The organism is Geodermatophilus sp. SYSU D00697, from assembly GCF_054050175.1.
Genome location: NZ_JBJGYV010000030.1, coordinates 32,810 through 56,781 on the forward strand (window position 1 = coordinate 32,810; position 23,972 = coordinate 56,781).

General features: G+C 73.8%; 20 protein-coding genes. 11 read left to right on the forward strand and 9 right to left on the reverse strand.

Annotated features, from left to right (window positions below; all coding sequences use genetic code 11):
• Nucleotides 1-82: 82 nt before the first annotated feature.
• The 6 genes from pgl to tkt form a co-directional block, all read right to left on the reverse strand.
• Nucleotides 83-895: a 6-phosphogluconolactonase gene (pgl, locus tag ACI79C_RS20600; RefSeq protein WP_456947554.1), complete on the reverse strand. Its 813-nt coding sequence runs from the start codon at nucleotides 893-895 to the stop codon at nucleotides 83-85.
• Nucleotides 892-1,989, reverse strand: coding sequence for a glucose-6-phosphate dehydrogenase assembly protein OpcA (locus tag ACI79C_RS20605; protein ID WP_456947555.1), 1,098 nt, complete (start codon nucleotides 1,987-1,989; stop codon nucleotides 892-894). Before ACI79C_RS20605 ends, pgl begins: the two co-directional genes overlap by 4 nt.
• Nucleotides 1,990-2,020: 31 nt before the next feature.
• Entirely contained in the window at nucleotides 2,021-3,538 is a 1,518-nt protein-coding gene (gene zwf / locus ACI79C_RS20610) for a glucose-6-phosphate dehydrogenase (RefSeq protein ID WP_456947556.1), read from the reverse strand.
• Between the two features lie 71 nt (nucleotides 3,539-3,609).
• Nucleotides 3,610-3,753: a hypothetical protein gene (locus ACI79C_RS20615; protein WP_456947557.1), complete on the reverse strand. Its 144-nt coding sequence runs from the start codon at nucleotides 3,751-3,753 to the stop codon at nucleotides 3,610-3,612.
• The gene (tal, locus tag ACI79C_RS20620; RefSeq protein WP_456947558.1) at nucleotides 3,750-4,850 is read right to left on the reverse strand and encodes a transaldolase; all 1,101 of its coding nucleotides are present in this window, start codon (nucleotides 4,848-4,850) and stop codon (nucleotides 3,750-3,752) included. The genes ACI79C_RS20615 and tal overlap by 4 nt, the downstream gene beginning before the upstream one ends.
• A gap of 67 nt (nucleotides 4,851-4,917) precedes the next feature.
• Nucleotides 4,918-7,131, reverse strand: a complete 2,214-nt coding sequence (gene tkt, locus ACI79C_RS20625) for a transketolase (RefSeq protein ID WP_456947559.1) — start codon at nucleotides 7,129-7,131, stop codon at nucleotides 4,918-4,920.
• Between the two features lie 362 nt (nucleotides 7,132-7,493).
• On the opposite strand from tkt, the gene ACI79C_RS20630 reads away from it, so the two are divergent.
• Nucleotides 7,494-8,414: a heme o synthase gene (locus ACI79C_RS20630; protein WP_456947560.1), complete on the forward strand. Its 921-nt coding sequence runs from the start codon at nucleotides 7,494-7,496 to the stop codon at nucleotides 8,412-8,414.
• A 184-nt stretch (nucleotides 8,415-8,598) separates the two neighbouring features.
• Here ACI79C_RS20630 and ACI79C_RS20635 read toward each other — a convergent pair whose 3' ends face one another.
• Complete coding sequence (locus tag ACI79C_RS20635) at nucleotides 8,599-9,510, reverse strand: COX15/CtaA family protein (protein ID WP_456947561.1); 912 nt, start codon at nucleotides 9,508-9,510, stop codon at nucleotides 8,599-8,601.
• 138 nt (nucleotides 9,511-9,648) lie between these two features.
• On the opposite strand from ACI79C_RS20635, the gene ACI79C_RS20640 reads away from it, so the two are divergent.
• The 9 genes from ACI79C_RS20640 to ACI79C_RS20680 all read left to right on the forward strand — a co-directional run bounded on the left by ACI79C_RS20640 (nucleotide 9,649) and on the right by ACI79C_RS20680 (nucleotide 19,260).
• Entirely contained in the window at nucleotides 9,649-12,192 is a 2,544-nt protein-coding gene (locus tag ACI79C_RS20640; protein ID WP_456947562.1) for an ATP-dependent Clp protease ATP-binding subunit, read from the forward strand.
• Nucleotides 12,193-12,311: 119 nt separating this feature from the next.
• Complete coding sequence (locus ACI79C_RS20645) at nucleotides 12,312-13,166, forward strand: helix-turn-helix transcriptional regulator (RefSeq protein ID WP_456947563.1); 855 nt, start codon at nucleotides 12,312-12,314, stop codon at nucleotides 13,164-13,166.
• Complete coding sequence (gene sufB / locus ACI79C_RS20650) at nucleotides 13,163-14,605, forward strand: Fe-S cluster assembly protein SufB (RefSeq protein WP_456947564.1); 1,443 nt, start codon at nucleotides 13,163-13,165, stop codon at nucleotides 14,603-14,605. Before ACI79C_RS20645 ends, sufB begins: the two co-directional genes overlap by 4 nt.
• A complete protein-coding gene (gene sufD / locus ACI79C_RS20655) occupies nucleotides 14,605-15,930 on the forward strand; it encodes a Fe-S cluster assembly protein SufD (RefSeq protein WP_456947565.1) in 1,326 nt (441 codons plus the stop codon). The genes sufB and sufD overlap by 1 nt, the downstream gene beginning before the upstream one ends.
• Nucleotides 15,927-16,286, forward strand: coding sequence for a non-heme iron oxygenase ferredoxin subunit (locus ACI79C_RS20660; RefSeq protein ID WP_456947566.1), 360 nt, complete (start codon nucleotides 15,927-15,929; stop codon nucleotides 16,284-16,286). The genes sufD and ACI79C_RS20660 overlap by 4 nt, the downstream gene beginning before the upstream one ends.
• Nucleotides 16,287-16,301: 15 nt before the next feature.
• Nucleotides 16,302-17,075 (forward strand): Fe-S cluster assembly ATPase SufC, encoded by a 774-nt coding sequence (gene sufC, locus ACI79C_RS20665; protein WP_456947567.1) that lies wholly within the window; start codon nucleotides 16,302-16,304, stop codon nucleotides 17,073-17,075.
• On the forward strand, nucleotides 17,072-18,400 hold the full coding sequence (locus ACI79C_RS20670; RefSeq protein ID WP_456947568.1) for a cysteine desulfurase: 1,329 nt from the start codon (nucleotides 17,072-17,074) through the stop codon (nucleotides 18,398-18,400). The genes sufC and ACI79C_RS20670 overlap by 4 nt, the downstream gene beginning before the upstream one ends.
• 3 nt (nucleotides 18,401-18,403) lie before the next feature.
• Nucleotides 18,404-18,874 carry a Fe-S cluster assembly sulfur transfer protein SufU gene (gene sufU, locus ACI79C_RS20675; protein WP_456947569.1) on the forward strand — a complete coding sequence of 157 codons (471 nt, stop codon included), beginning with the start codon at nucleotides 18,404-18,406 and terminating at the stop codon, nucleotides 18,872-18,874.
• Nucleotides 18,871-19,260 (forward strand): metal-sulfur cluster assembly factor, encoded by a 390-nt coding sequence (locus ACI79C_RS20680; RefSeq protein ID WP_456947570.1) that lies wholly within the window; start codon nucleotides 18,871-18,873, stop codon nucleotides 19,258-19,260. Before sufU ends, ACI79C_RS20680 begins: the two co-directional genes overlap by 4 nt.
• A gap of 171 nt (nucleotides 19,261-19,431) precedes the next feature.
• Here ACI79C_RS20680 and ACI79C_RS20685 read toward each other — a convergent pair whose 3' ends face one another.
• Both ACI79C_RS20685 and ACI79C_RS20690 read right to left on the reverse strand, forming a co-directional pair.
• The gene (locus ACI79C_RS20685) at nucleotides 19,432-21,225 is read right to left on the reverse strand and encodes an SCO7613 C-terminal domain-containing membrane protein (protein WP_456947571.1); all 1,794 of its coding nucleotides are present in this window, start codon (nucleotides 21,223-21,225) and stop codon (nucleotides 19,432-19,434) included.
• An 85-nt stretch (nucleotides 21,226-21,310) separates the two neighbouring features.
• Nucleotides 21,311-21,922 carry a hypothetical protein gene (locus ACI79C_RS20690; protein WP_456947572.1) on the reverse strand — a complete coding sequence of 204 codons (612 nt, stop codon included), beginning with the start codon at nucleotides 21,920-21,922 and terminating at the stop codon, nucleotides 21,311-21,313.
• 232 nt (nucleotides 21,923-22,154) lie between these two features.
• Between ACI79C_RS20690 and ACI79C_RS20695 the strand changes: the two genes are divergently transcribed.
• Nucleotides 22,155-23,756, forward strand: coding sequence for an ABC-F family ATP-binding cassette domain-containing protein (locus tag ACI79C_RS20695; RefSeq protein ID WP_456947573.1), 1,602 nt, complete (start codon nucleotides 22,155-22,157; stop codon nucleotides 23,754-23,756).
• The last annotated feature ends 216 nt before the right edge of the window (nucleotides 23,757-23,972 follow it).

Below are 23,972 nucleotides of genomic sequence, written 5' to 3' on the forward strand. Positions count from 1 at the left end.
CTCCACCGACCCCCTGCGGTCGGTACCCGGTACCCGGTGCCGGGGGCCCCGGCCGCCTCGCCGGCGGCGGCCGGGGTCCCGGCTACTCCGTGGGCAGTTCGCCGGCGGCCGCGGCGTCCAGCAGCCAGCGGGTGGCCCGCCGGCCGTGCACGCCGGCGGCGGGGAGCTGCTGCGGCCCGGTGTCGCCACGCAGGGCGGCCGCGACGGCGGGGGCCTTCCCCTCGCCGGACACGAGCAGCCAGATCTCCTCAGCGGAGTTGATCGCGGAGAAGCCGAGGCTGGTGCGCGTCGGCGGCGGCTTGGGGCAGTCGCGGACCGCGACCACCAGCCGCTCGTCGGAGGCGGCCGGCGACTCGGGGAAGATCGAGGCCACGTGCCCCTCGGGGCCCATGCCGAGCAGCAGCACGTCGAAGCGCGGCAGCTGGGCACCCTCCGGCGCCGCGGCCGCCAGCTGCTCGGCGTACCAGGCGGCGGCGTCCTCGGGTTCGGCGAAGCCGGCGTCCGACGCGGGCATGGCGTGCACCCGCTCGGCCGGCACACCGACGGGGTCCAGCAGCGCCCGGCGCGCGCCGGTCTCGTTGCGCTCCTCGTCGCCCGCGGGGACGAACCGCTCGTCGCCCCACCAGACGTCCACCGCCGTCCAGTCCACCCGCTCCCGTTCGGGCTCGGCGGCCAGGCCGGCGACCCGCTCCAGGACGGCGGTGCCGATGCCCCCGCCGGTGAGCACGACGGTCGCGGTGCCGTGGACGGCCTGGGCGGCGGCCAGCCGGGCGACCAGCGCGGAGGCGACCGCCCGGGCCAGCCGGTCGGCGTCGGGCTCGACGACGACGTCCGGCACCGGCCGACCCTCCTCCGCCAGCTCGGCGGCGATCCGGTCGCCCGGCGGCAGGCTCACGGCACGACCTCCTCGGCGTTGCGCTCGCCGTGCTCGGCGACCTCGTCGGTCCCCTGGGAGTCCAGCGGCACGGTCGGCAGCGGCTCGCCGTCGCCGCCGTGCGTCTCGGCCGGGTCGAACCACACGTGCTCGCGCACGGCCGAGCGCTCGGCGAGCCCCCGGACGCCGGTGGTGGCCTCCAGGGCCTCCGCGAACGGCTCGTCGGGGTCCAGGCGGCGCAGCTCCTCGCCGACGAGGTCCCCCAGCTGGCGGTCGGGCAGGGCCACCATCGCCTCGGGCCGGTACGGCTGGGAGATGACCGCGCCACCGCGGCGGTCGGCGGTCACCCGGACCTCCTCGTCCTGGTCGAGCTGGAGGAGCACCGAGGAGACCCCGCTGGGTCCGGGCCGCCGCTCGCCCTCGACGACGTCGATGGGGCAGCCGCACCGGGCGCTCAGCCAGCCGGCCAGCAGCCGGGCGGTCGCGGAGCCGGGGTCGCCCTCGACCCGGCCGCCGTGCACCCGGACGGCGTCGCCGCGGCGGCCGGACACCGAGTCGACGGTCGAGGTGAGCGTGGCCCGCCACGGCGTGCTGCGGGTCCAGGCCAGGTCGGTGTCGCCGGGGGCGTAGTCCTCGGCGCGGGTGCGCAGGGCGGCGAGTTGGTCGCCGGCCAGCGAGCTGTCGGTGATCCGTCGGTCGGCGATGACCGCCAGCGCGTCGGTGCACAGCCGTTCGGGCGGCGTGCCGTGCCACCAGGTGACCACGGGGGCGTCGGCGGCCAGCAGCGGCAGCACCACCGACTCGGCGTGCAGCGCGAGCCGACCGTACATGCGCATGACGACCGCCTCCCCGGGCCCCAGGCGGCCGCCGATGAGCACCTCGGCGTCCAGGCGGGGGGTGGGGGCCTCGATCTGGCGGCGCACCACGATGAGCAGTCGGCAGGGGTGCTGCTCGGCGGCGGCGGTCGCCGCCTCCTCGGCCTCGGCCACGCGCCCCTCGTCGGCGACGACGACCAGGGTCAGCGCCACGCCCGAGAGCACGGCGCCGCCGGTGCGCCGCTGGGCGGCCAGTTCCTTGACCACGGCGGAGCCGGTGGTGTCCCAGAGGGTGGTCATCGGGTCTCCTCGGATCGCGTGGGCCGGCCGCTCACGGACGCCGCCACCGGCGTCCCTCGGCGGCGAGCATCTCGTCGGCGGCTCGTGGACCCCACTCGCCGGCCCGGTAGGGCTGCGGCGTGGTCCCGGCCCAGAACTCCTCCAGCGGGTCGATGACCGACCACGACGCCTCCACCTCCGCGTTGCGGGGGAACAGCGTGGCGTCGCCGAGCAGCACGTCGAGCAGCAGCCGCTCGTAGGCCTCGGGGCTGGCCTCGGTGAACTGCTCGCCGTAGAGGAAGTCCATCGACACGTCGCGGACCTCCATGACGCTGCCGGGCACCTTCGACCCGAACTTGAGGGTGACCCCCTCGTCGGGCTGGACCCGCACGACGAGCTGGTTGTTGCCCAGCTCCTCGGTGTCGGTGTCGGCGAAGGGCAGGTGCGGAGCCCGCTTGAACACCAGCGCGATCTCGGTGACCCGCCGCGGCAGCCGCTTGCCGGTGCGCAGGTAGAACGGCACGCCGGCCCACCGGCGGGTCTCCACGCCCAGCCGGACGGCGGCGTAGGTCTCGGTCGTCGAGTCCGGGTCGACGCCCTCCTCCTGCCGGTAGCCGTTCGCCCGCTGACCGGCCAGCCAACCCTGCTCGTACTGGCCGCGGACGGCGGAGGTGCGCAGGTCCTCGGGCAGCGAGACGGCGCGCAGCACCTTGAGCTTCTCGGTGCGGATCTCCTCGGCGGAGAACTCGACCGGCTCCTCCATCGCCGTGAGCGCCAGCAGCTGGAGCAGGTGGTTCTGCAGCACGTCCCGGGCGGCGCCGGTCTGCTCGTAGAACTGCGCCCGCCCGCCGATGCCGACGTCCTCGGCCATCGTGATCTGCACCGAGTCGACGTGGTGGCCGTTCCAGACCGGTTCGAACAGGGTGTTGGCGAACCGCAGGGCCATCAGGTTCTGGACGGTCTCCTTGCCCAGGTAGTGGTCGATGCGGAAGACGTCCTCGGCGGTGAACACGGAGTCGACCAGCGCGTTGAGCTCCCGGCTGGAGGCCAGGTCGGTCCCGAACGGCTTCTCCACGACCACCCGCCGCCAGCGCTCGGGCGTGCTGTCGGCCATGCCGGTGCGCTGCATCTGCTTGAGCACCACCGGGAACATCGCCGGGGGGATCGAGAGGTAGAAGGCCGCGTTGCCGCCGATGCCGTGGGTGCCCTCGAGCTCCCCGAGGGTGGCGGCGAGCTCGTCGAAGGCGTTGTCGTCGTCGAACGACCCCTGGACGAACCGGACGCTGCCGGCCAGCCGCTCCCAGACCTCCTCCCGCCACGGGGTGCGGGCGGCCTTGCGGGCCGCGTCGCGGGCCAGCTCGGCGAAGTCGGTGTCGCCCCAGTCGCGGCGGGCGAAGCCCAGCAGGGCGAAGTTGGTCGGCAGCAACCCGCGGTTGGCCAGGTCGTACACCGCCGGCAGCAGCTTCTTGCGCGCCAGGTCGCCGGTGATGCCGAACACCACCAGTGCGCACGGCTCGGGCACGCGGGGCAGCCGCCGATCCCGCGGATCACGCAGCGGGTTGGGGATCATCGTCCGTCCTCAGGGTCGGAGGGAGCCGTCGTCCGGCGCGGCGGTGGACCGGACGGCGCGGCGGTACGGGTCTACTGCAGCGGACGCTCGGCGACCGGGACCGTCCGGGGCAGCGCGCCGGGTACCCGGACCGGCCGGCCGGGGACGACGTCCCCGGCCGGCCGGGACCGGATCGCGTGGGGGTCGTCCCCGGCGGGGGAGGACCCCGAGGTCACGCCTTGTCCTCCAGCTGGGTGCGCACCGACTCGGTGAGCTCGTCCCAGGAGTCGACGAACTTCTGCACGCCCTCGTCCTCGAGGACCCGGAAGACGTCGTCGAGGTCGACCCCGGCGTCGGCGATCGCCGCCATGGTCGCGGCGGCGTCGTCGTAGGTCTTCTGCACGGGAGTGCCCGCGCTGCCGTGGTCGGCGTAGGCCTCGAGGGTCTTCTCCGGCATCGTGTTCACGGTCCCGGGGGCGATCAGCTCGCTGACGTAGAGCGTGTCCGGGTACTCGGGGTTCTTCACGCCGGTCGAGGCCCACAGCGGCCGCTGCGGGCGGGCGCCCTTGGCCTCCAGCGCCTTCCAGCGGTCCGAGGAGAACACCTCCTCGTAGGCCTGGTAGGCCAGCTGGGCGTTGGCCAGGGCCGCCTTGCCCTTGAGCGAGGCGTCGGCCCCGGCCTTGTCCAGCCGCTTGTCGATCTCGCTGTCGACGCGAGACACGAAGAACGACGCCACGGATGCGATGCCGTCGAGGGATCCGCCGTCGGCCGCTCGCTGCTCCAGCCCGGACAGGTAGGCGTCCATCACCGCCCGGTAGCGCTCGAGGCTGAAGATCAGCGTGACGTTGACGCTGATGCCGCGGGCGATGGACGTCGTGATCGCCGGCAGGCCGGCCTCGGTCGCCGGGATCTTGATGTACAGGTTGGGCCGGTCGACCAGCCACCACAGGTGCGCCGCCTCGACCGCGGTGGCGTCGGTGTCGTGGGCCAGGCCGGGCGCCACCTCGAGGGAGACCCGGCCGTCACCGGGCCGGCGCGCGGCCACCGGGGCGAGGAGGTCGCAGGCGTCCCGGACGTCGGCGGCGGTGATGGTGCGCAGCCCCTCCTCCACGCTCACCCGGCGGACGGCGAGGGCGTGCAGCTGGTCGTCGTAGGACTCCGACCCGCTGATCGCCGCGGCGAAGATCGTCGGGTTGGTGGTGACGCCGACGACGGAGTACTCGTCGACCAGTGACTGCAGGTTCCCGCTGCGGATCCGGTCGCGGGACAGGTCGTCGAGCCAGACGGCGACCCCGGCCGACGACAGCTCGGCCAGCTTCTCGTTCTGTGCCATGTCTCTGCCTTTCGGTAAGGACCCCCTCGCCCCCGCTCGCGGCGGGAACGGGCGAGGAGGCCGGGGTTCAGCGGTCGCCGGTGGGGTGCGGCAGCCCGCCGGTGGCCGGCACGGGGCCGGCCGGGACGGCGGCGCCCGACCGCGCCGCCTCGATGCTCTCCCGGGCGGCGGTCACGACGGCCTCGTCGGTGAGGCCGAACTCCTCGTAGAGGACGCTGTAGGCGGCGCTGGCCCCGTAGTGAGTCAGGCCCACGATCCGGCCGGCGTCACCCACGAACTCCCGCCAGCCCATCGGCACGCCCGCCTCGACGCTCACCCGGGCGCGGACCGACGGCGGGAGCACCTCGTCCTTGTAGGCCTGGTCCTGGTCGGCGAACCACTCGACGCAGGGCACCGAGACGACCCGGGTCGGGACGCCCTCGGCCTCCAGCCGCTCCCGGGCGGCCACCGCGATCTGCACCTCGGAGCCGGTGCCCAGCAGGATCACCTCGGGGGTGCCGTTCGACGCCTCGGCCAGCACGTAGGCCCCGCGGGTCACGCCCTCCGCGGCGCCGAACTCCGTCCGGTCGAACACGGGCAGGTTCTGCCGGGACAGCAGCAGGCCGGCCGGGCGGTCGTTGTGCTCGAGGATCGTCCGCCAGGCGACGGCGACCTCGTTGGCGTCCGCGGGCCGGACGACGTCGAGCCCCGGCATGGCCCGCAGCGCGGCGAAGTGCTCGATCGGCTGGTGCGTCGGGCCGTCCTCGCCCAGGCCGATCGAGTCGTGGGTCCAGACGTAGATGACCGGCAGCTGCATGAGCGCGGCCAGGCGCACCGCCCCGCGCATGTAGTCGGAGAAGGTGAGGAAGGTGCCGCCGTACACGCGGGTCCCGCCGTGCAGGGCGATGCCGTTCATGATCGCGCCCATCGCGTGCTCCCGGACGCCGAAGTGCAGCGTGCGGCCGTAGGGGCCACCCGACCACATCTTCGTCTGCCGGTCGGCGGGCAGGAACGAGGGTTCGCCCTTGACCGCGGTGTTGTTGCTCTCCGCCAGGTCGGCCGACCCGCCCCACAGCTCCGGCAGCGCCGGGTAGAGCTTCGCGAGCACCTCGCCGGAGGCCTTGCGGGTGGCCACGCCCTTCGGGTCGGCGTCCCAGCTCGGCAGCTCCGCGGCGAAGCCCTCCGGCAGGCTCCGGGTGGTCATCCGCTCCAGCAGGGCGGCCCGCTCCGGGTCCTGCTGCGCCCAGGCGTCGAAGCGCTCCTGCCACGTGGCGTGCTCCTCGCGGCCGCGGTCGACCGCCGAGCGGGCGTGCGCGAGCACCTCGTCGTCCACCTGGAAGGTCTGCTCGGGGTCGAAGCCGAGGACCTCCTTGGTGGCCCGCACCTCGTCCTCGCCGAGGGCGGAGCCGTGCGCCGCGCCGGTGTTCTGCTTGTTCGGCGCGGGCCAGGCGATGATCGTCCGCAGCACGATGATCGACGGCCGGCCGGTCTCGGCCTTGGCGGCGGCGAACGCGGCGTCGATCGCGGCGAGGTCCTCACCGTCGTCGACGTGCTGCACGTGCCAGCCGTAGGCCTCGTACCGCTTCCCGACGTCCTCGGTGAAGGCGACGTTCGTGTCGTCCTCGATGGAGATCCGGTTGTCGTCGTAGACGAGGACGAGGTTGCCCAGCCGCTGCGTCCCGGCCAGCGACGACGCCTCGCCGCTGACGCCCTCCTCCAGGTCGCCGTCGGAGGCGAAGCACCAGATGGTGTGGTCGAAGAGGCTCTGCCCCTCGGGGGCGTCGGGGTCGAGCAGGCCGCGCTCGCGCCGGGCGGCCATCGCCATGCCCACCGCGTTGCCGACGCCCTGGCCCAGCGGCCCGGTGGTGGTCTCCACGCCCGGGGTGTGGTTGACCTCGGGGTGGCCCGGGGTCTTCGAGCCCCAGGTGCGCAGCGCCTCGAGGTCGGCGAGCTCCAGGCCGTAGCCGGAGAGGTAGAGCTGGATGTACAGCGTCAGGCTCGAGTGGCCCATCGACAGGATGAAGCGGTCGCGGGCCACCCAGTTCGGGTCGCTGGGGTCGTGCCGCAGCCACTTGTGGAACAGCAGGTAGGCGGTCGGGGCCATGCTCATCGCCGTCCCGGGGTGGCCGTTGCCGACCTTCTGGACGGCGTCCATCGCCAGGACCCGCACGGTGTCGATCGCGCGGCGGTCGAGGTCGCCGAAGCCCTCGGGCAGCGTCGGGTGCGGCTGGCGCGGATCGCCGGTCGGGGCGTCGGTCGCGGCCTCGGCCGGAGCCTCGGGCTCGGTGCTTCGGGTTCCCATGTCTCGCGTGCTCCTCGGGGGTCGGCCGGTTGCGGGACCGCCCGGGACGGTGTGGACCGACCGACCGCGGGCGGACGAGGGTGCGCGGCTCCAGCGACCGGCCTCGCGCGCACCGGATCCGGGGCGCTGGACCTGGACGCACCGTCGTCGTCGACGTCGGCCCTACCCGCTGCGTGCGCAGCACCAACGTGGTCGACCCTAGTCCGCTCGCGGGGAACGAGACGCTGGTCATGCCCACCGGCCCGCGACCGGGGCGGGGGATACAGTGAACGCGTTCTGCTGTCCCCGCTCGGAAGGGACCCCGTGCTGTCCTGGTGCCCGGTGGTGCCCTGCCCACGTCCCCGCGCGACCGGAGCCTCGCGGTGACGGCGCTGTCCGAGCGGCCGGCCGTCCAGGCCCGCCGCCTCTCCGGCACGGTCAAGGCCTACGTGGCGCTGACCAAGCCGCGGATCATCGAGCTGCTGCTGGTGACGACCGTCCCGGCCATGATGCTGGCCGCGCGCGGCTGGCCCTCCTGGCGGTTGCTGCTGGCCACGATGGTCGGCGGCACGCTCGCCGCGGGCGCGGCCAACGTCTTCAACTGCTGGTACGACCGCGACATCGACCGGCTGATGCACCGCACCGAGCGCCGGCCGCTGCCGATGGGCGAGGTGGGCCCGCGGGGTGCGCTGCTGTTCGGGCTGGCGCTGACCGTGCTGTCGGTCGCCCTGCTGGCGGCCACCACCACGACGCTGGCCGCGGTGCTGGCGCTGGGCGCGATCGTCTACTACGCGGTGCTCTACACGATGGTGCTCAAGCGGCACACCCGGCACTCGACGCTGTTCGGCGGCGTGCCCGGGGCGGCGCCGGTGCTCATCGGCTGGGCCGCGGTGACCGGGTCGCTGGCGTGGCCGGCGGTGGTCTTCTTCGGCGTCGTCTTCTGCTGGCAGCTGCCGCACTTCTGGGCGCTGGCGATGCGCTTCCGGTCCGACTACGCCCGCGCCGAGGTCCCGATGCTGCCGGTGGTGGCCGCCCCGCTGTCGGTGGGCCGGCAGACCGTCGTCTGGACCTGGCTGACCGTGGCGGTCTCGCTGCTGCTGTGGCCGGTCGGTGCCACCGTCGGCATCGGCTGGATCTACACCGTCGCCGCGGCTGGCCTGGGGCTGTGGTTCGCGATCGAGGCGCACCGGTTGCTCAACCGGATCCGCTCGGGCGCCGAGACCCGTCCCATGAAGCTGTTCCACATCTCGATCTCGTACATGGCGCTGCTGTCGGTCGCGATCATCGTCGACGTCCTGGTCTGAGCCGGTCCTCGCGGGCCGGCCGCCCCGCGAGGACACCATGCCCTCCGGGGGTGGGCGCACGCTCCGCTCACCGGACGCGGCTCGTGGTCGCCGACCTCGCGGTGTACGGCGTGGTCGGCGACGACGGGGTGGGTCCGGTGTCGTCCGCCGCGTCCCCGTCGGGTGGAGGGGCCGGCCCCGCGTCTCAGCGGGTGGCGGGCGCGGGGACGGAGGAGGCCGCCAGCGGCAGCTCGGACGCCGGGCCGCGGACCGACCAGGCCAGCCGGGCGGTGAACGCCGTGACCAGCACCGCGCCCAGCATGTGCAGGAGCACCAGGACCACGGGCAGGTGCGTGAAGTACTGCACGTAGCCGACGACGCCCTGCAGCACCTGCACCAGCAGGAGGTCGCGGGCAGCCCGCTTCACGCGGCCGGGGGAGTCGGTGGCGTGCAGGGCGACCAGGAGCGCCACGGTGAGGCCGAGGAGCAGGAAGACGACGTCGGCGTGCAGTTGGCTGACCAGCTCGGGGTCGAAGCCCGTGCGGCCGGCCTCGGGGTCGCCGCTGTGCGGACCGCTGCCGGTCACCACCGTCCCGAGCACCAGGACGGCGGCCGTGGCCACGCCGATGCCGCTCACCAACAGCGCGAACGGGCGGCGCACCAGCAGCTGGCCGACCCCCGGCTCGCGGGAGCGCAGCCACAGCACCGTCGTCAGCGCCACCAGGACCGACGAGAGCAGGAAGTGCGCCGCCACCGTCCACGGGTTCAGCCCGGTCAGCACGGTGACCCCACCGAGCAGCGCCTGGGCGGGGATGCCGAGGAACGAGACGACGGCGAGGCCGCGAAGGTCCCGCCGCGCCGAGCGGAACACCGCGACCACGGTGGCGATCGCGACCGCGGCCAGGACGAAGGTCAGCAGCCGGTTGCCGAACTCGATGACGCCGTGCCCGGCCAGCTCGGGGGTGGCGACGAAGCTCTCGTCGGTGCACCGCGGCCAGGTGGGGCAGCCCAGCCCGGACCCGGTCAGCCGGACGGCTCCGCCGGTGAGGACGATCGCGCCGTTGGCGACGGCGTTGGCGAGGGCGAGGCGCGAGACGACGGCAGGGGAGACCGGCACGTCCCGATGCTAGGCGGTCGGCCGTCCCGTGCCTGCCGTCCCCGATGGTGATCCGGGACCATCACGGGTAGGGCAGCGGGGACCGTGCACCGCCCGAGCAGGCGCGTGCGGCGCACACCCCCGACACGGACGGACGTCATGACGAGCGGTTTCTTCCCCGGCCCCTACGGCAGCCCCTTCGACGACTTCTTCGCCCGCTACCTCGGCGGCGGCCAGCCCCCGCAGCGGCAGCGCGTCGACATCACCCAGTTCCTCAGCCAGCAGGCCCGTGAGCTGGTCAACGCCGCGGCACGGCAGGCGGCCGCCGCCGGCAGCGCCGACCTGGACACCGAGCACCTGCTGTGGGCCATGGCCGGTGAGGAGACCACCCGCCAGTTCCTCGCCCGGGCCGGCGCCGACCCCGACCAGCTGCGCGCCCAGCTCGACGGCCAGCTGCGGCGGGGCGAGCCCCGCCAGGAGCCGCCGTCGCTCACCCCGGCCGCCAAGCGCGCGCTGCTCGACGCCCACCGCATCTCCCGGGCGCTGGGCTCCACCTACATCGGCCCCGAGCACCTGCTGTTCGCCCTCGCCGTGAACCCCGACTCCCCGGGCGGCCGGGTGCTGCGGGACCGCGGCGTCACCCCGGAGGCGCTCCAGCAGGCCGCCACGGGTGGCGCCCAGCCCGGAGCCGGGCGGCCCGGCGGCGGCGGGGGACAGCCCCCGTCGAACACCCCGACGCTGGACGAGTACGGCCGCGACCTCACCGAGATGGCCCGCAACGGCCAGATCGACCCGGTGATCGGCCGGGAGCCGGAGATCGAGCAGACCGTCGAGGTGCTCTCCCGGCGGCGGAAGAACAACCCCGTGCTCATCGGTGAGGCCGGTGTGGGCAAGACGGCGATCGTCGAGGGCATCGCCGCGCAGATCGTCGACGGCGACGTCCCCGAGACCCTGCGCGGACGGCGGCTGGTGGAGCTCGACCTCACCGGTCTGGTGGCCGGCACCCGCTACCGCGGTGACTTCGAGGAGCGGATCAAGAAGATCATCGACGAGATCCGCGAGCACAGCGACGAGGTCATCGTCTTCATCGACGAGCTGCACACCGTCGTCGGCGCCGGGGCCTCGGAGGGCTCCGGCGGTGCGGGCAACATGCTCAAGCCGGCGCTGGCCCGCGGCGAGCTGCACATCATCGGCGCCACCACGCTGGACGAGTACCGCCGCAACATCGAGAAGGACGCCGCCCTGGAGCGCCGCTTCCAGCCGATCCTGGTCCCCGAGCCGAGCGTCGAGGACACCGTGCAGATCCTCTGCGGCCTGCGCGACCGCTACGAGGCCCACCACGAGGTCCGGTTCACCGACGACGCCATCCGGGCCGCGGTCGAGCTCTCCGACCGGTACATCACCGACCGGCACCTGCCGGACAAGGCGATCGACCTCATCGACCAGGCCGGGGCGCGGGTGCGCCGGCGGGTCCGGATGCCACCGACCGACCTGCGCGGGCTCGAGCAGGAGGTGGAGCAGCTGCAGCGCGAGAAGGACCAGGCGGTCGCCGCGGAGCAGTACGAGCGCGCCTCGGAGCTGCGCGACCAGCTGGCCGCGGCGCAGGCGCGGCTGGAGCAGGCGCGCGGTGGCGGGACCCGCTCCTCCATCCCGGAGGTCGGCGTGGAGGACATCGCCGAGGTCGTCTCCCGCGCCACCGGCATCCCGGTGAACCAGCTGACCCAGGAGGAGATGCAGCGCCTGCTGCGGCTGGAGGAGCACCTGCACGAGCGCGTCGTCGGCCAGGAGGACGCGGTGCGCGTGGTGGCCGAGGCCGTGCGCCGCTCCCGCGTCGGTCTCGGGGACCCGGACCGGCCGATCGGCAGCTTCCTGTTCCTCGGTCCGACCGGCGTGGGCAAGACCGAGCTGGCCCGGGCGCTGGCCGAGGCGCTGTTCGGCGACGAGGACCGGATGATCCGCCTGGACATGAGCGAGTTCCAGGAGCGGCACACGGTCAGCCGGCTGGTCGGCTCTCCGCCCGGGTACGTCGGCTACGAGGACGCCGGCCAGCTCACCGAGGCGGTGCGGCGCCGGCCCTACTCGGTGGTGCTGCTCGACGAGATCGAGAAGGCCCACCCCGACGTCTTCAACACCCTGCTGCAGGTCCTGGACGACGGCCGGCTGACCGACTCCCAGGGCCGGACGGTGGACTTCAAGAACACCGTGCTGATCATGACGAGCAACCTGGGGTCGGAGCTGATCCAGGGCCGCAACGCCCCGCTGGGCTTCGGCGCCGGCGACGGCGCGTCGTCGGACGCGGGGCTCCGCGACCGGCTCATGCGGCGGCTGCGCGAGTCGTTCCGGCCGGAGTTCCTCAACCGGATCGACGAGATCGTGGTCTTCTCCCAGCTGGAGGAGGCGCAGCTGGCGCAGATCACCCGCCTGCTGCTCGAGGAGACCCGCCGCCGGCTGTCGGCCCAGGACATCGAGGTGGCCTTCAGCGACGAGGCGGTGGGCTGGATCGCCCAGCGCGGCTTCGAGCCGCAGTTCGGCGCCCGGCCGCTGCGCCGCACCATCCAGCGGGAGGTCGACAACCCGCTCGCCCGGCTGCTGCTCGACGGGCGGCTGGCGTCGGGTGGCCGGGTGACGGTCGGCGTCCGGGACGGCGCCCTCGACTTCGCCGTCGAGGCGCCCGCCGGGGCCGCGTCGGCTGCGACCGGGTGAGGCCCTCGTCACAGGCCGGCCGGGGGTCGACGCGGCCGTCCATCGCCGCAGGTCCCGGGTGCGGCGGGACTTAGGTCCCCCTTGCTTGCGGACCCCCGGAAATAGGCAACACTTGTGTTGTGGAAAGCGACCGGGTGCAGGTGGGCAGCGCGCCCCGGCCGTCGGCGACCGCCGACGACCGGCGCACGCGCCACCGCGTGACCGCGCTCCTGCTCGAGCACGGGCCGCAGACCGCGACCGAGCTCGCCGGCCGGCTCGGCGTCTCGCCGACCGCCGTCCGGCGGCACCTCGACGCCCTGGTGGCCACCGGCCGCGTCGAGGAGCGGCAGGCGACCGGCGCCCCGCGCGGCCGCGGGCGGCCCGCCCGGCTGTTCCACCTCACCGACGCCGGCCGGTCGGCGTTCCCGCACGCCTACGACGACCTCGCGCTCACCGCGCTGCGGTTCGTCGCCGCCCAGGGCGGGCCCGACGCGGTCCGGTCGGTGGCCGAGCAGCAGCTGTCGGGCCTGGAGCAGCGCTGCTCGACTGCGGTCGAGCAGGCCGCCGGCTCCGGTGCCCCCGTCGACCGGGCGCAGGTGCTCGCCGCGGCGCTGACCGCCGAGGGCTACGCTGCCTCGGCCTCGGCGATCTCCAGCGGCGGGCAGCTCTGCCAGCACCACTGCCCGGTGGCGCACGTGGCGGCGGAGTTCCCGCAGCTGTGCGAGGCCGAGACGGCGGTGATCGGCCGGCTGGTGGGTACGCACGTACAGCGCCTGGCCACGATCGCCCACGGCGACGGCGTCTGCACCACCCACATCCCCGGCCCGCTGAGGATGGGGGCGAGCGGCCGGGACCACACCCGCGCGGGGAACAGATCGGCCTCCGCGAACCCTGTACCAGGTGAGCGGGGAGCGCGGCCGGTACCGGCCACCCAGCGCACCGCACCGTCCACCAGCTCCACTCACACGTTCGACCGGGAGAGGACGCCCGCATGACCAGCACCCAGCAGCCGGTGACCAGCACGCCGCTGACGCAGGACGAGCAGATCGAGCAGCTCGGCCGCTACCAGTACGGCTGGGCTGACGCCGACGTCGCCGGGGCCTCCGCCCGCCGTGGCCTGGACGAGGAGGTCGTCCGGGACATCTCGCGCCGCAAGAACGAGCCGGAGTGGATGCTCGAGCGGCGGCTCAAGGCCCTCAAGCTGTTCGACCGGAAGCCGATGCCCGACTGGGGCTCGGACCTGTCCGGGATCGACTTCCAGAACATCAAGTACTTCGTCCGCTCCACCGAGCAGCAGGCCACCTCGTGGGACGAGCTGCCCGAGGACATCAAGAACACCTACGACCGGCTGGGCATCCCGGAGGCGGAGAAGCAGCGGCTGATCGCCGGTGTCGCCGCCCAGTACGAGTCCGAGGTCGTCTACCACAAGATCCGTGAGGACCTCGAGGAGCAGGGCGTCGTCTTCCTCGACACCGACACGGCGCTCAAGGAGCACGAGGACCTCTTCAAGGAGTACTTCGGCTCGGTCATCCCGTCCGGTGACAACAAGTTCGCCGCGCTGAACACCGCGGTGTGGTCGGGTGGCTCGTTCATCTACGTGCCGAAGGGCGTGCACGTGGAGATCCCGCTGCAGGCCTACTTCCGGATCAACACCGAGAACATGGGCCAGTTCGAGCGGACGCTGATCATCGTCGACGAGGGCGCCTACGTGCACTACGTCGAGGGCTGCACCGCGCCGATCTACAAGTCGGACTCGCTGCACTCGGCGGTCGTCGAGATCATCGTCAAGAAGAACGCCCGCTGCCGGTACACGACCATCCAGAACTGGTCGAACAACGTCTACAACCTGGTCACCAAGCGGGCGATCGCCCACGAGGGCGCGACCATGGAGTGGGTCGACGGCAACCTGGGCTCCAAGGTCACCATGAAGTACCCGGCGGTCTGGATGACCGGCGAGCACGCCAAGGGCGAGGTGCTCTCCATCGCCTTCGCCGGCGAGGGTCAGCACCAGGACGCCGGCGCCAAGATGGTGCACGCGGCGCCCAACACCTCCTCGACGATCGTGTCGAAGTCGGTGGCACGCGGCGGCGGCCGGACCTCCTACCGCGGTCTGGTCCAGATCGACGAGGGCGCCCACGGCTCGAAGTCCACGGTGAAGTGCGACGCCCTGCTGGTCGACACGATCAGCCGGTCGGACACCTACCCCTACGTCGACGTCCGCGAGGACGACGTCGCGATGGGTCACGAGGCGACCGTCTCCCGGGTCAGCGACGACCAGCTCTTCTACCTGATGAGCCGGGGCCTGTCCGAGGACGAGGCGATGGCGATGGTCGTCCGCGGGTTCGTGGAGCCGATCGCCCGCGAGCTGCCCATGGAGTACGCCCTCGAGCTGAACCGCCTGATCGAGCTGCAGATGGAAGGTGCCGTCGGCTGATGTCAGCCCCCGAGACCCCCAGCACCACCGAGGACGTCGCGGTCGCGCCCGCCACCCTCGCCGGCGAGCTGTTCGCCCCCGGCGTGGGTGCCCAGGCCGGCCCGCCGACGACCCCGGCCTCGGAGACGGCCACCGCCGGCCGGGCCGCCCCGGGCGCGCACTCGCACGGGGGCCCCGTGCCCACCGGCTCCCCGGCCGAGCGGTTCACCTCCACCGACCCGGAGGCCTTCGGCGAGCCGACCGGTCGCGAGGAGGAGTGGCGCTTCACCCCGATGCGCCGGATCCGGCCGCTGCTGCAGGGCGCGCCGTCCGACGCGCACCTGCAGTGGGACACCGACCTGCCCGAGGGCGTCGAGCTGAGCAGCGTCGAGGCCGACGACCCGCTGATCAAGGGGCTGCCCGAACCGGTCGACCGGCTGGCCGCCCTCACCCGGCAGCGCAGCGGCGGCGCCGCCGTCGTCCGCGTGCCGGCGGAGGCCCAGCTCGACCGCCCGGTCTCCCTGCGGCTGTCCGGCACCGGCGCCGACGACGTCGTCTGGGGTCAGCTGGTGGTCGAGGTCGGCGCCTTCGCCAAGGCCACGGTCGTCCTCGACCACGCCGGCCTGGCCCGGTACTCCGGCGGCGTCGCCGTCCTCGTCGGGGACGGCGCGCAGGTGACCGTCGTCTCCGTGCAGGACTGGGCGCCGGGCACGGTCCACGGCGGCCAGTTCGACGCCGTCGTCGGCCGCGACGCCACGCTCACGCAGGTCGTGGTCACCCTCGGCGGCGACCTCGTCCGGCTGGTGAGCAACGTCCAGTACGCCGGCCCCGGCGGGACGGCGGAGCTCTACGGCGTCTACTTCGCCGACGAGACCCAGCACCAGGAGCACCGGCTGTGGGTCGACCACGCCGTGCCCAACTGCACCAGCAACGTCCTCTACAAGGGCGCGTTGCAGGGCGAGAAGGCGCGCACGGTGTGGATCGGTGACGTCCGGATCCGCCCGGCGGCCACCGGCACCGACACCTACGAGCTCAACCGCAACCTCGTGCTCACCGACGGCGCCCGCGCCGACTCGGTGCCGAACCTGGAGATCGAGACCGGCGAGATCGTCGGTGCCGGCCACGCCAGCGCCACGGGACGGTTCGACGACGAGCAGCTGTTCTACCTCTGCTCGCGGGGAATCGACGCCGAGACCGCGCGTCGCCTGGTCGTCCGGGGCTTCTTCGCCGACGTCGTCCAGCGCATCGGCCTGCCCGAGCTGCAGGACCGCCTGATGGGCTCCATCGAGGCCCGTCTCGGCGCCCTCCCCGGGCTGGAGGACCAGCCGGTGGAGGTCCCGGCGTGAGTTTCGAGCGGGTGTGCGCGCTGTCCGAGGTCCCCGAGAGCGGCTCGCTGCGGGTCGAGCTCGCCGACGTCGACGTCGCCGTCGTCCGCTTCGAGGGTGAGGTCTACGCGATCGAGGACCTCTGCTCGCACGCCGAGGTCCCGCTGTCCGACGGCGACGTCGAGGAGTTCGACGGCGCCCCCACCATCGAGTGCTACCTGCACGGGTCGTGCTTCGACCTGCGCACCGGCGAGCCCACCAACCTGCCGGCCACCGAGCCGGTGCCCGTCTACCCGGTCCGGGTCGAGGGAGAGGACGTCTACGTCGACGTGACCGCCGACGTCGTCGATCTCCCCTCGACCGCGGCCCGCAACTGAGGAGCGAGAAGAAGAGTGTCCGTGCTGGAGATCCGCGACCTGCACGTCACCGTGGGCGAGGGCGACGACGCCAAGGAGATCCTCCGCGGCGTCGACCTGACCGTCCGCTCCGGTGAGACGCACGCGATCATGGGGCCGAACGGGTCGGGCAAGTCGACCCTGGCCTACTCGATCGCCGGTCACCCCAAGTACACGATCACCGGTGGCACGGTGACCCTCGACGGCGAGGACGTCCTCGCCATGAGCGTCGACGAGCGCGCCCGGGCCGGTCTGTTCCTGGCCATGCAGTACCCGGTCGAGGTCCCCGGCGTCTCGGTGTCGAACTTCCTGCGCACCGCCGCCACCGCGATCAAGGGCGAGGCGCCCAAGCTGCGCACCTGGGTCAAGGACGTCAAGACCGAGATGGCGGCCCTGGAGATGGACCCGGCGTTCGCCGAGCGCAACGTCAACGAGGGCTTCTCCGGCGGTGAGAAGAAGCGCCACGAGATCCTGCAGATGCGCCTGCTGAAGCCGGCGATCGCGATCCTCGACGAGACCGACTCCGGCCTCGACGTCGACGCGCTGCGGATCGTCTCCGAGGGCGTCAACCGCACCCGCGAGGAGGGCGAGGTCGGCGTCCTGCTGATCACCCACTACACGCGGATCCTGCGCTACATCAGGCCCGACTTCGTGCACGTCTTCGTCAACGGCAAGATCGTCGAGGAGGGCGGCCCGGAGCTGGCGGAGAAGCTGGAGAACGAGGGCTACGCGGCCTACGTCAAGGGCTCGACGGAGGTGGCATCGGCGTGACCCAGACCGTCTCGCGTCCCGGTACAGGGGCGCAGAAGGCACCCCTGCCGCTGGACGTCGAGGCGATCCGGGCGGACTTCCCGATCCTGTCGCGCACCGTCCGCGACGGGAAGCGGCTGGTCTACCTCGACTCCGGGGCCACCTCCCAGAAGCCGCGCAGCGTCCTGGACGCCGAGCGGGACTTCTACGAGACCTGCAACGCCGCCCCGCACCGGGGCGCGCACCAGCTGGCGGAGGAGGCGACCGGCCGCTACGAGGCGGCACGGGCCACGATCGGCGCGTTCATCGGCGCGCCGGCCGAGGAGATCGTCTTCACCCGCAACAGCACCGAGGGGATCAACCTCGTCGCCTACGCGCTGTCCAACGCAGCCACGGCCCGGGAGGAGCGGTTCCGCCGGTACGCCGTCGGACAGGGCGACGAGATCGTCGTGACCGAGATGGAGCACCACGCCAACCTGGTGCCCTGGCAGCAGCTGTGCGAGCGCACCGGCGCCACCCTGCGCTGGCTCGGCCTGACCGACGACGGCCGGCTGGACCTCTCCGACCTCGGCACCGTGGTCAACGAGCGGACCAAGCTGGTCGCGGTCACCCAGCAGTCCAACATCCTCGGCACGATCAACCCGCTCGAGGAGATCGTCGCCCGGGCGCGCGAGGTCGGTGCCCTGGTGCTGGTCGACGGCGCGCAGTCGGTGCCGCACCAGCCGGTCGACGTGACCGCCCTCGGCGCGGACTTCCTCGTGTTCTCCGGCCACAAGATGCTCGGGCCCACCGGCGTCGGCGTCCTGTGGGGCAGGTACGAGGTGCTCGACGCGCTACCGCCCTTCCTCACCGGCGGCTCGATGATCGAGGTCGTGCGCATGGAGGGCAGCACCTTCATGCCGCCGCCGCAGCGGTTCGAGGCCGGGGTGCCGATGACCGCGCAGGTGATCGGGCTGGCCGCCGCGGTCGAGTACCTCCAGGGCCTGGGCATGGCGAACGTGCAGGCGCACGAGGAGGCGCTCACCGCCTACGCGTTGGCGAAGCTGGCCGAGATCCCCGGCGTGACCGTGGTCGGCCCGCCCGACACGGTGGCCCGGGGCGGCGCCATCTCCTTCACCGTCGAGGGCATCCACCCCCACGACGTCGGGCAGGTCCTCGACGACCTCGGCGTCGAGGTGCGGGTCGGGCACCACTGCGCCTGGCCGGTCGTGCGGCGCTACGGCGTCCCGGCGACGACCCGCGCGACGTTCTACGTGCACACCGGGTACGACGACATCGACGCGCTCGCCGACGGCATCCGGAAGGCGCAGGAGTTCTTCGGCGTTCCCCCGGTGGAGGTGTCCTAGAGCATGCAGCTCGAGTCGATGTACCAGGAGATCATCCTGGACCACTACCGGAACCCGCACGGCCGCGGACTCCGCGAGCCGTTCGAGGCCGAGGTGCACCACGTCAACCCGACCTGCGGGGACGAGGTCACCCTGCGGGTGCACCTGGACGGCGACCGCCTCGCCGACATCTCCTACGAGGGGATGGGCTGCTCGATCAGCCAGGCGTCGGTGTCGGCCATGTACGAGCTGGTCATCGGCAAGTCGGTGCCGGAGGCGCTGGAGACCGGTGAGCACTTCATGACGCTGATGCAGAGCAAGGGCGACCCCGCGGTCGCCGAGAAGCTCGAGGACGAGCTGGAGGACGCCGTGGCGTTCGCCGGGGTGTCCAAGTACCCCGCGCGCATCAAGTGCGCGCTGATGAGCTGGATGGCCCTCAAGGACGCATCCGCGCGGGCCCTGGCCGTCGCCGATCCCACGGGAGGCAAGTCATGAGCGAGACCACCGAGAACGCCACCCCGGCGACCGACGGGGCGCCCGGGGACCTGCCGGCCTACAAGTCGGCGCTGCTGGAGGACGTCGAGGAGGCCATGCGCGACGTCGTCGACCCCGAGCTCGGCGTCAACGTCGTCGACCTCGGCCTGGTCTACGGCATCGACGTGGTGGACGACGTCGCGGTCATCGACATGACGCTGACCTCGGCGGCCTGCCCGCTGACCGACGTCATCGAGGACCAGGCGCGGCAGGCGCTCACCGGCGGCCCCGGTCCCGGCCTGGTCGACGACATCCGCATCAATTGGGTCTGGATGCCACCGTGGGGTCCCGACAAGATCACCGACGACGGCCGCGAGCAGCTGCGCGCCCTCGGCTTCCGCGTGTAGAAGGACCCCTCCCTCCCCACTCTTCGGGGGAGGACCCCGTCCTCCTCACCCCTCGCACACTCGGGGCGAGTCTCGGGACGGGGCCTGAGCGGGACCCTGCAGGGCCGCTCGAGCACGTCACCTCGGCCCGCGTCCCTCCCGGGGACGCGGGCCGTCGTCGTCCGCGGCCGCTCAGCGCATGTCGGCCAGTCGGCGGGTCCACCAGCCGACCGGGAGCCGCTCGCGCCAGGCGCCGAGTGCGGCCAGTGCGGACCCCACGACGAGGGCGGTGCTCACCGGCCAGGGCAGGGCGACGAGCCCCAGCCCGCCGGCCATCGCCAGCTCGGTGCCGGACCCGGCCACCAGCGGAGCCCGGGCCCCGGTGTGGACGCCGTAGAGCATGGCCAGCGCGGCGACGACGATGACGAGCACCGGTCGCGGGCTGTTGGGCACCACGACCGACCACACCACCGACGGGACGGCGGCCACGAGCAGCGCCGGACCCCACGCCGGCCAGGAGGGCCCGGCGATGAGCCGCGGCCCGGCGGCGAGCAGGAGGCCCGCGGCCAGCGGCAGGGTGTAGGCCTCGAGCACCGACCACCCGGCCAGCCCCACGGCCGTCCACGCCGCCACCACGAGTTGCGCGGCCCCGGCCCGCCAGGCGGGGGCGGAGACCGGCGGGTCCGGCCGCGGCGTCGTCGTCCGCCAGGCGTGCCAGGCCCACGCGCAGGTGAGCACCCCCTGCTCGGCGAGCAGGACCGCCAGTGGCCCCCGCTCCCGCGTCCCCACCAGCAGCACGACCGCACCCGCCGCACAGACCGCGCCGGCGACCAGCGTCGCCCGCCGCGAGTCCGCGTCGAGGACGTACCCGATCACCAGCGAGGCGGCGTAGAGCCCGCTCAGCACCACCGCCGCGGCCACCGGGGTCAGCGCCCCGGCCGCGATCGCGAAGACCGCGGCTCCGGCCAGGCAGCCGACGGTCGTGGGCGCCGCCGCCGGCCGCTCGTCCCGCCGCCGCGCCGCGACCAGCGCGCTGGGCACCGCGGTGAGGAGCAGCAGGAGCGACAGCTCCAGCCACCGGGCACCGGCGACGAGCTGCACCACGCTGACCAGGACCAGCGTGCCGCCGGCCGCGACCGCCAGCGGCAGGAGCATCCCCCGCGGCCAGCCGGTCAGGAGCGCCGCGGCCACCGAGGCCACGACGACGCCCGTGTACCCCGCGAGCATCACGCCGCCGGGGCCGGGGAAGGCCAGCGGGCCGCCGACGGCGGCGCCCACCGCCACCCCCGCCAGCACCGGGACGGCGACCGGTGGGCCGAGCAGCGGCTCGAGGTCCGCTTCCAGCCGGGCGACGAGCAGGACGGCCGCCGCGAGGGCCGTGAGCACCGCGGAGGCCCAGCGGTCGGCCGGGTCGCCGCTCCACGCGGTGACGACGGCGGCGACGACACCGGTGACCCACCACGGAGCGGTGCTGAGCAGTGCCACCCGGGCGACCAGCCGGCGCCCACCCAGGGCCACGAGGAGGCCCACGACGGCGACCCCGAGCAGCCACGCCGTCCGCGCCACCCCCGCCTCCATGCCCTGCAGCCCGCGGAGCACGGCCAGCTGGCCGGCCGCCCAGGCAGCAAGGGGCCACGTCGCCGGGCGCCGCAACAGCAGCGCGAGCGCGAGGAAGACACCGGTCAGGACGGCGAGCGGGACGACGGAGCCGCTGAACACCGGCGCGCCCGCAGCACCGGCGCCCAGGACGGCGAGCACGACCGCGGCGACGGCGAAGGTCTCCTCGGTTCCCCGCAGCCGGTGGGCCGAGCCCCAGGCCGACCCGGCCGCCGCGATCCCGGCCAGCCCGAGCAGCAGCACCCTCGCGGGTCCGGCGCCGAAGACCGCGGCCGCCGTGCCGCCACCGCTGACGAGCAGTGCCGCCCCGACGACGAGGAAGACCAGCGGCGGGCGTGCGCGGTAGGGGAGCGGTGGCGTGGAGCCCATGGCCGTCCCCTCCCGTCCAACCGCCGACGGGTTCCACGGTAGGGCCGGGGGCGCGGGGCCACCCGCCGGCGGTCAGCGGTGCGGCTCAGCGGAGACCGTGGAGGAGCGACCCGGCCAGGGCGAGGCCCACGGGCACCGCAGCCCCGCCCGCGAGCACCGGGGCGGATGGCAGCCGTGCAGCCAGGCGCGGACACCGCGGCAGGAGGACGGCCACCGCGCCGGCCGCGGCGAGCAGGCCCGTGGTCGTCCACGAGGCCACCGGCATCGCCACCCAGGCCAGGAACGGGCCGAGGAACACCCCCGATGCGACGGCCAGCCGCATCAGGACCTCCGCCACGTCGGCGAGGGGTCCACGAGACCGGGCGAGCACGAGCACGTCGAGCAGCACGGTCCCCAGCAGCCCGAGCAAGAACCCGGCGGCGGTCGGGAACACCGGTGGGACCAGCAGCACCGGCACCGGCTGCGCGGCGAGCAGGGCCATTCCCGGCCAGGCTCGGGTGCTGCCGGTCAGCCGGCCCACGACGATCGCGACCGCCGTCACGACCACGCCCGCAACGCCCGTCCGGACCTCCAGCGCCACCCTGCCCGCGGACCCGGAGCCGTCCAGCGCCACGGTGACGAGCGCGGTCGCCCCGATGACCACCCCGAGGGCGCCGACGGCCAGCAGCGCCTCCCGCAGAGCGGCCAGGAGGGACACAGGTGGGGTCGGTGGGCCGGAGTGGGGGCCGCCGGACCTGGAGGAAGCCGCCGCGGCGCGCGGCATCCCGCGGAGCCGGCAGTGCCGTCGCCACCGATCGTCGTTCTCCGAGGTCATGCCGGGGATGCTGGCCCCCCGCGGGCCCGGGTGGGGTGGGGGCGCCGTACCTGTGGACGGACGTCACCCCGGAATGCGGTCGGAAGTCGGCCGCCGAGCGCCTACCCTGGGATCAGTGATCACGACGACCGGTCTCGAGTTGCGCGCCGGCGCCCGCATCCTCATCAGCGAGGCCTCCCTCCGCGTGCAGCCCGGCGACCGCATCGGGCTGGTCGGCCGCAACGGCGCCGGCAAGACCACCACCCTCACCACGCTCGCGGGGGAACGGCTGCCGCACGCGGGCAAGGTGGAGGTCACCGGGGAGATCGGCTACCTGCCGCAGGACCCCCGCAGCGGCGACCTGGACATCACCGCCAGTGACCGGGTGCTCTCCGGTCGCGGGCTGGACGTGTTGCGCACGCAGATGACCAAGGCCCAGATCGCGATGGCCGAGCCCGCCGACGACGCCGAGCGCGACCGCGCGGTGCGCCGCTACGGCCGGCTCGAGGACCAGTTCGCCGCTCTGGGCGGGTACGCCGCCGAGAGCGAGGCGGCGCGCATCTGCACCGCCCTGGGCCTGCCCGACCGCGTGCTCGCCCAGCCGCTGCGCACCCTCTCCGGCGGTCAGCGCCGCCGCGTCGAGCTCGCCCGCATCCTCTTCTCCGACGCCGAGACGCTGCTGCTCGACGAGCCGACCAACCACCTCGACGCCGACTCGATCACCTGGCTGAAGGGCTTCCTGTCCGCGCACAAGGGCGGGCTGATCGTCATCAGCCACGACGTCGAGCTGCTCGACGCCGTCGTCAACAAGGTGTGGCACCTCGATGCCAACCGCGCCACGGTCGACGTCTACAACCTGGGCTGGAAGCCCTACCTCGCCCAGCGCGAGACCGACGAGCGTCGCCGGAAGCAGGAGCGCGCCAACACCGAGCGCAAGATCGACGCGCTCACGGCCCAGGCCGACAAGATGCGCGCCAAGGCGACCAAGGCCAGGGCCGCGCAGAGCATGGACAAGCGCGCGCAGCGGCTGGCCGCCGGACTCGAGGAGGTCCGCGTCCAGGACCGGGTGGCCAAGCTGCGCTTCCCGACCCCCACCGCGTGCGGCAAGACGCCGCTCACCGCGGAGGGGCTGTCCAAGAGCTACGGCTCGCTGGAGGTCTTCACCGACGTCGACCTGGCCGTCGACCGGGGGGCGCGGGTCGTCGTCCTGGGGCTCAACGGCGCGGGCAAGACGACGCTGCTGCGCATGCTGGCCGGCACCGAGGCGCCCGACACCGGCGAGGTCCGGCCCGGGCACGGCCTGCGCGTCGGCTACTACGCGCAGGAGCACGAGACCCTGGACCACGACCGCTCGCTGCTGGAGAACATGCGGGCGGCCGCGCCGCAGAGCACGGACACCGAGCTGCGCAAGATCCTCGGCGCGTTCCTCTTCTCCGGGGACGCCGCCGACCAGCGGGCCGGCACGCTCTCCGGTGGCGAGAAGACCCGGCTGGCGATGGCCACCCTCGTCGTCTCGGGTGCCAACGTGCTGCTGCTCGACGAGCCGACCAACAACCTCGACCCGGCCAGCCGTGAGCAGGTGCTCGAGGCGCTGCGCACCTACGCCGGCGCGATCGTCCTGGTCACCCACGACGAGGGCGCCGTGCGGGCCCTCGACCCCGACAAGGTGATCCTGCTGCCCGACGGCACCGAGGACGCCTGGAGCGAGGACCTCGCCGACCTGGTGGAGCTCGCGTAGCGGAGGGTGTCGTGAGGAGTGGGGGCCCGGAGGGTCTCCGCGAGGAACGACGGTCCGGCTCAGCGCGGCGGGGGACGGCAGGTGGCCGCGGTGTCGTGAGGAGTGGGGGCCCGGAGGGTCTCCGCGAGGAACGACGGTCCGGCTCAGCGCGGCGGGGGACGGCAGGTGGCCGCGGTGTCGTGAGGAGTGGGGGCCCGGAGGGTCTCCGCGAGGAAC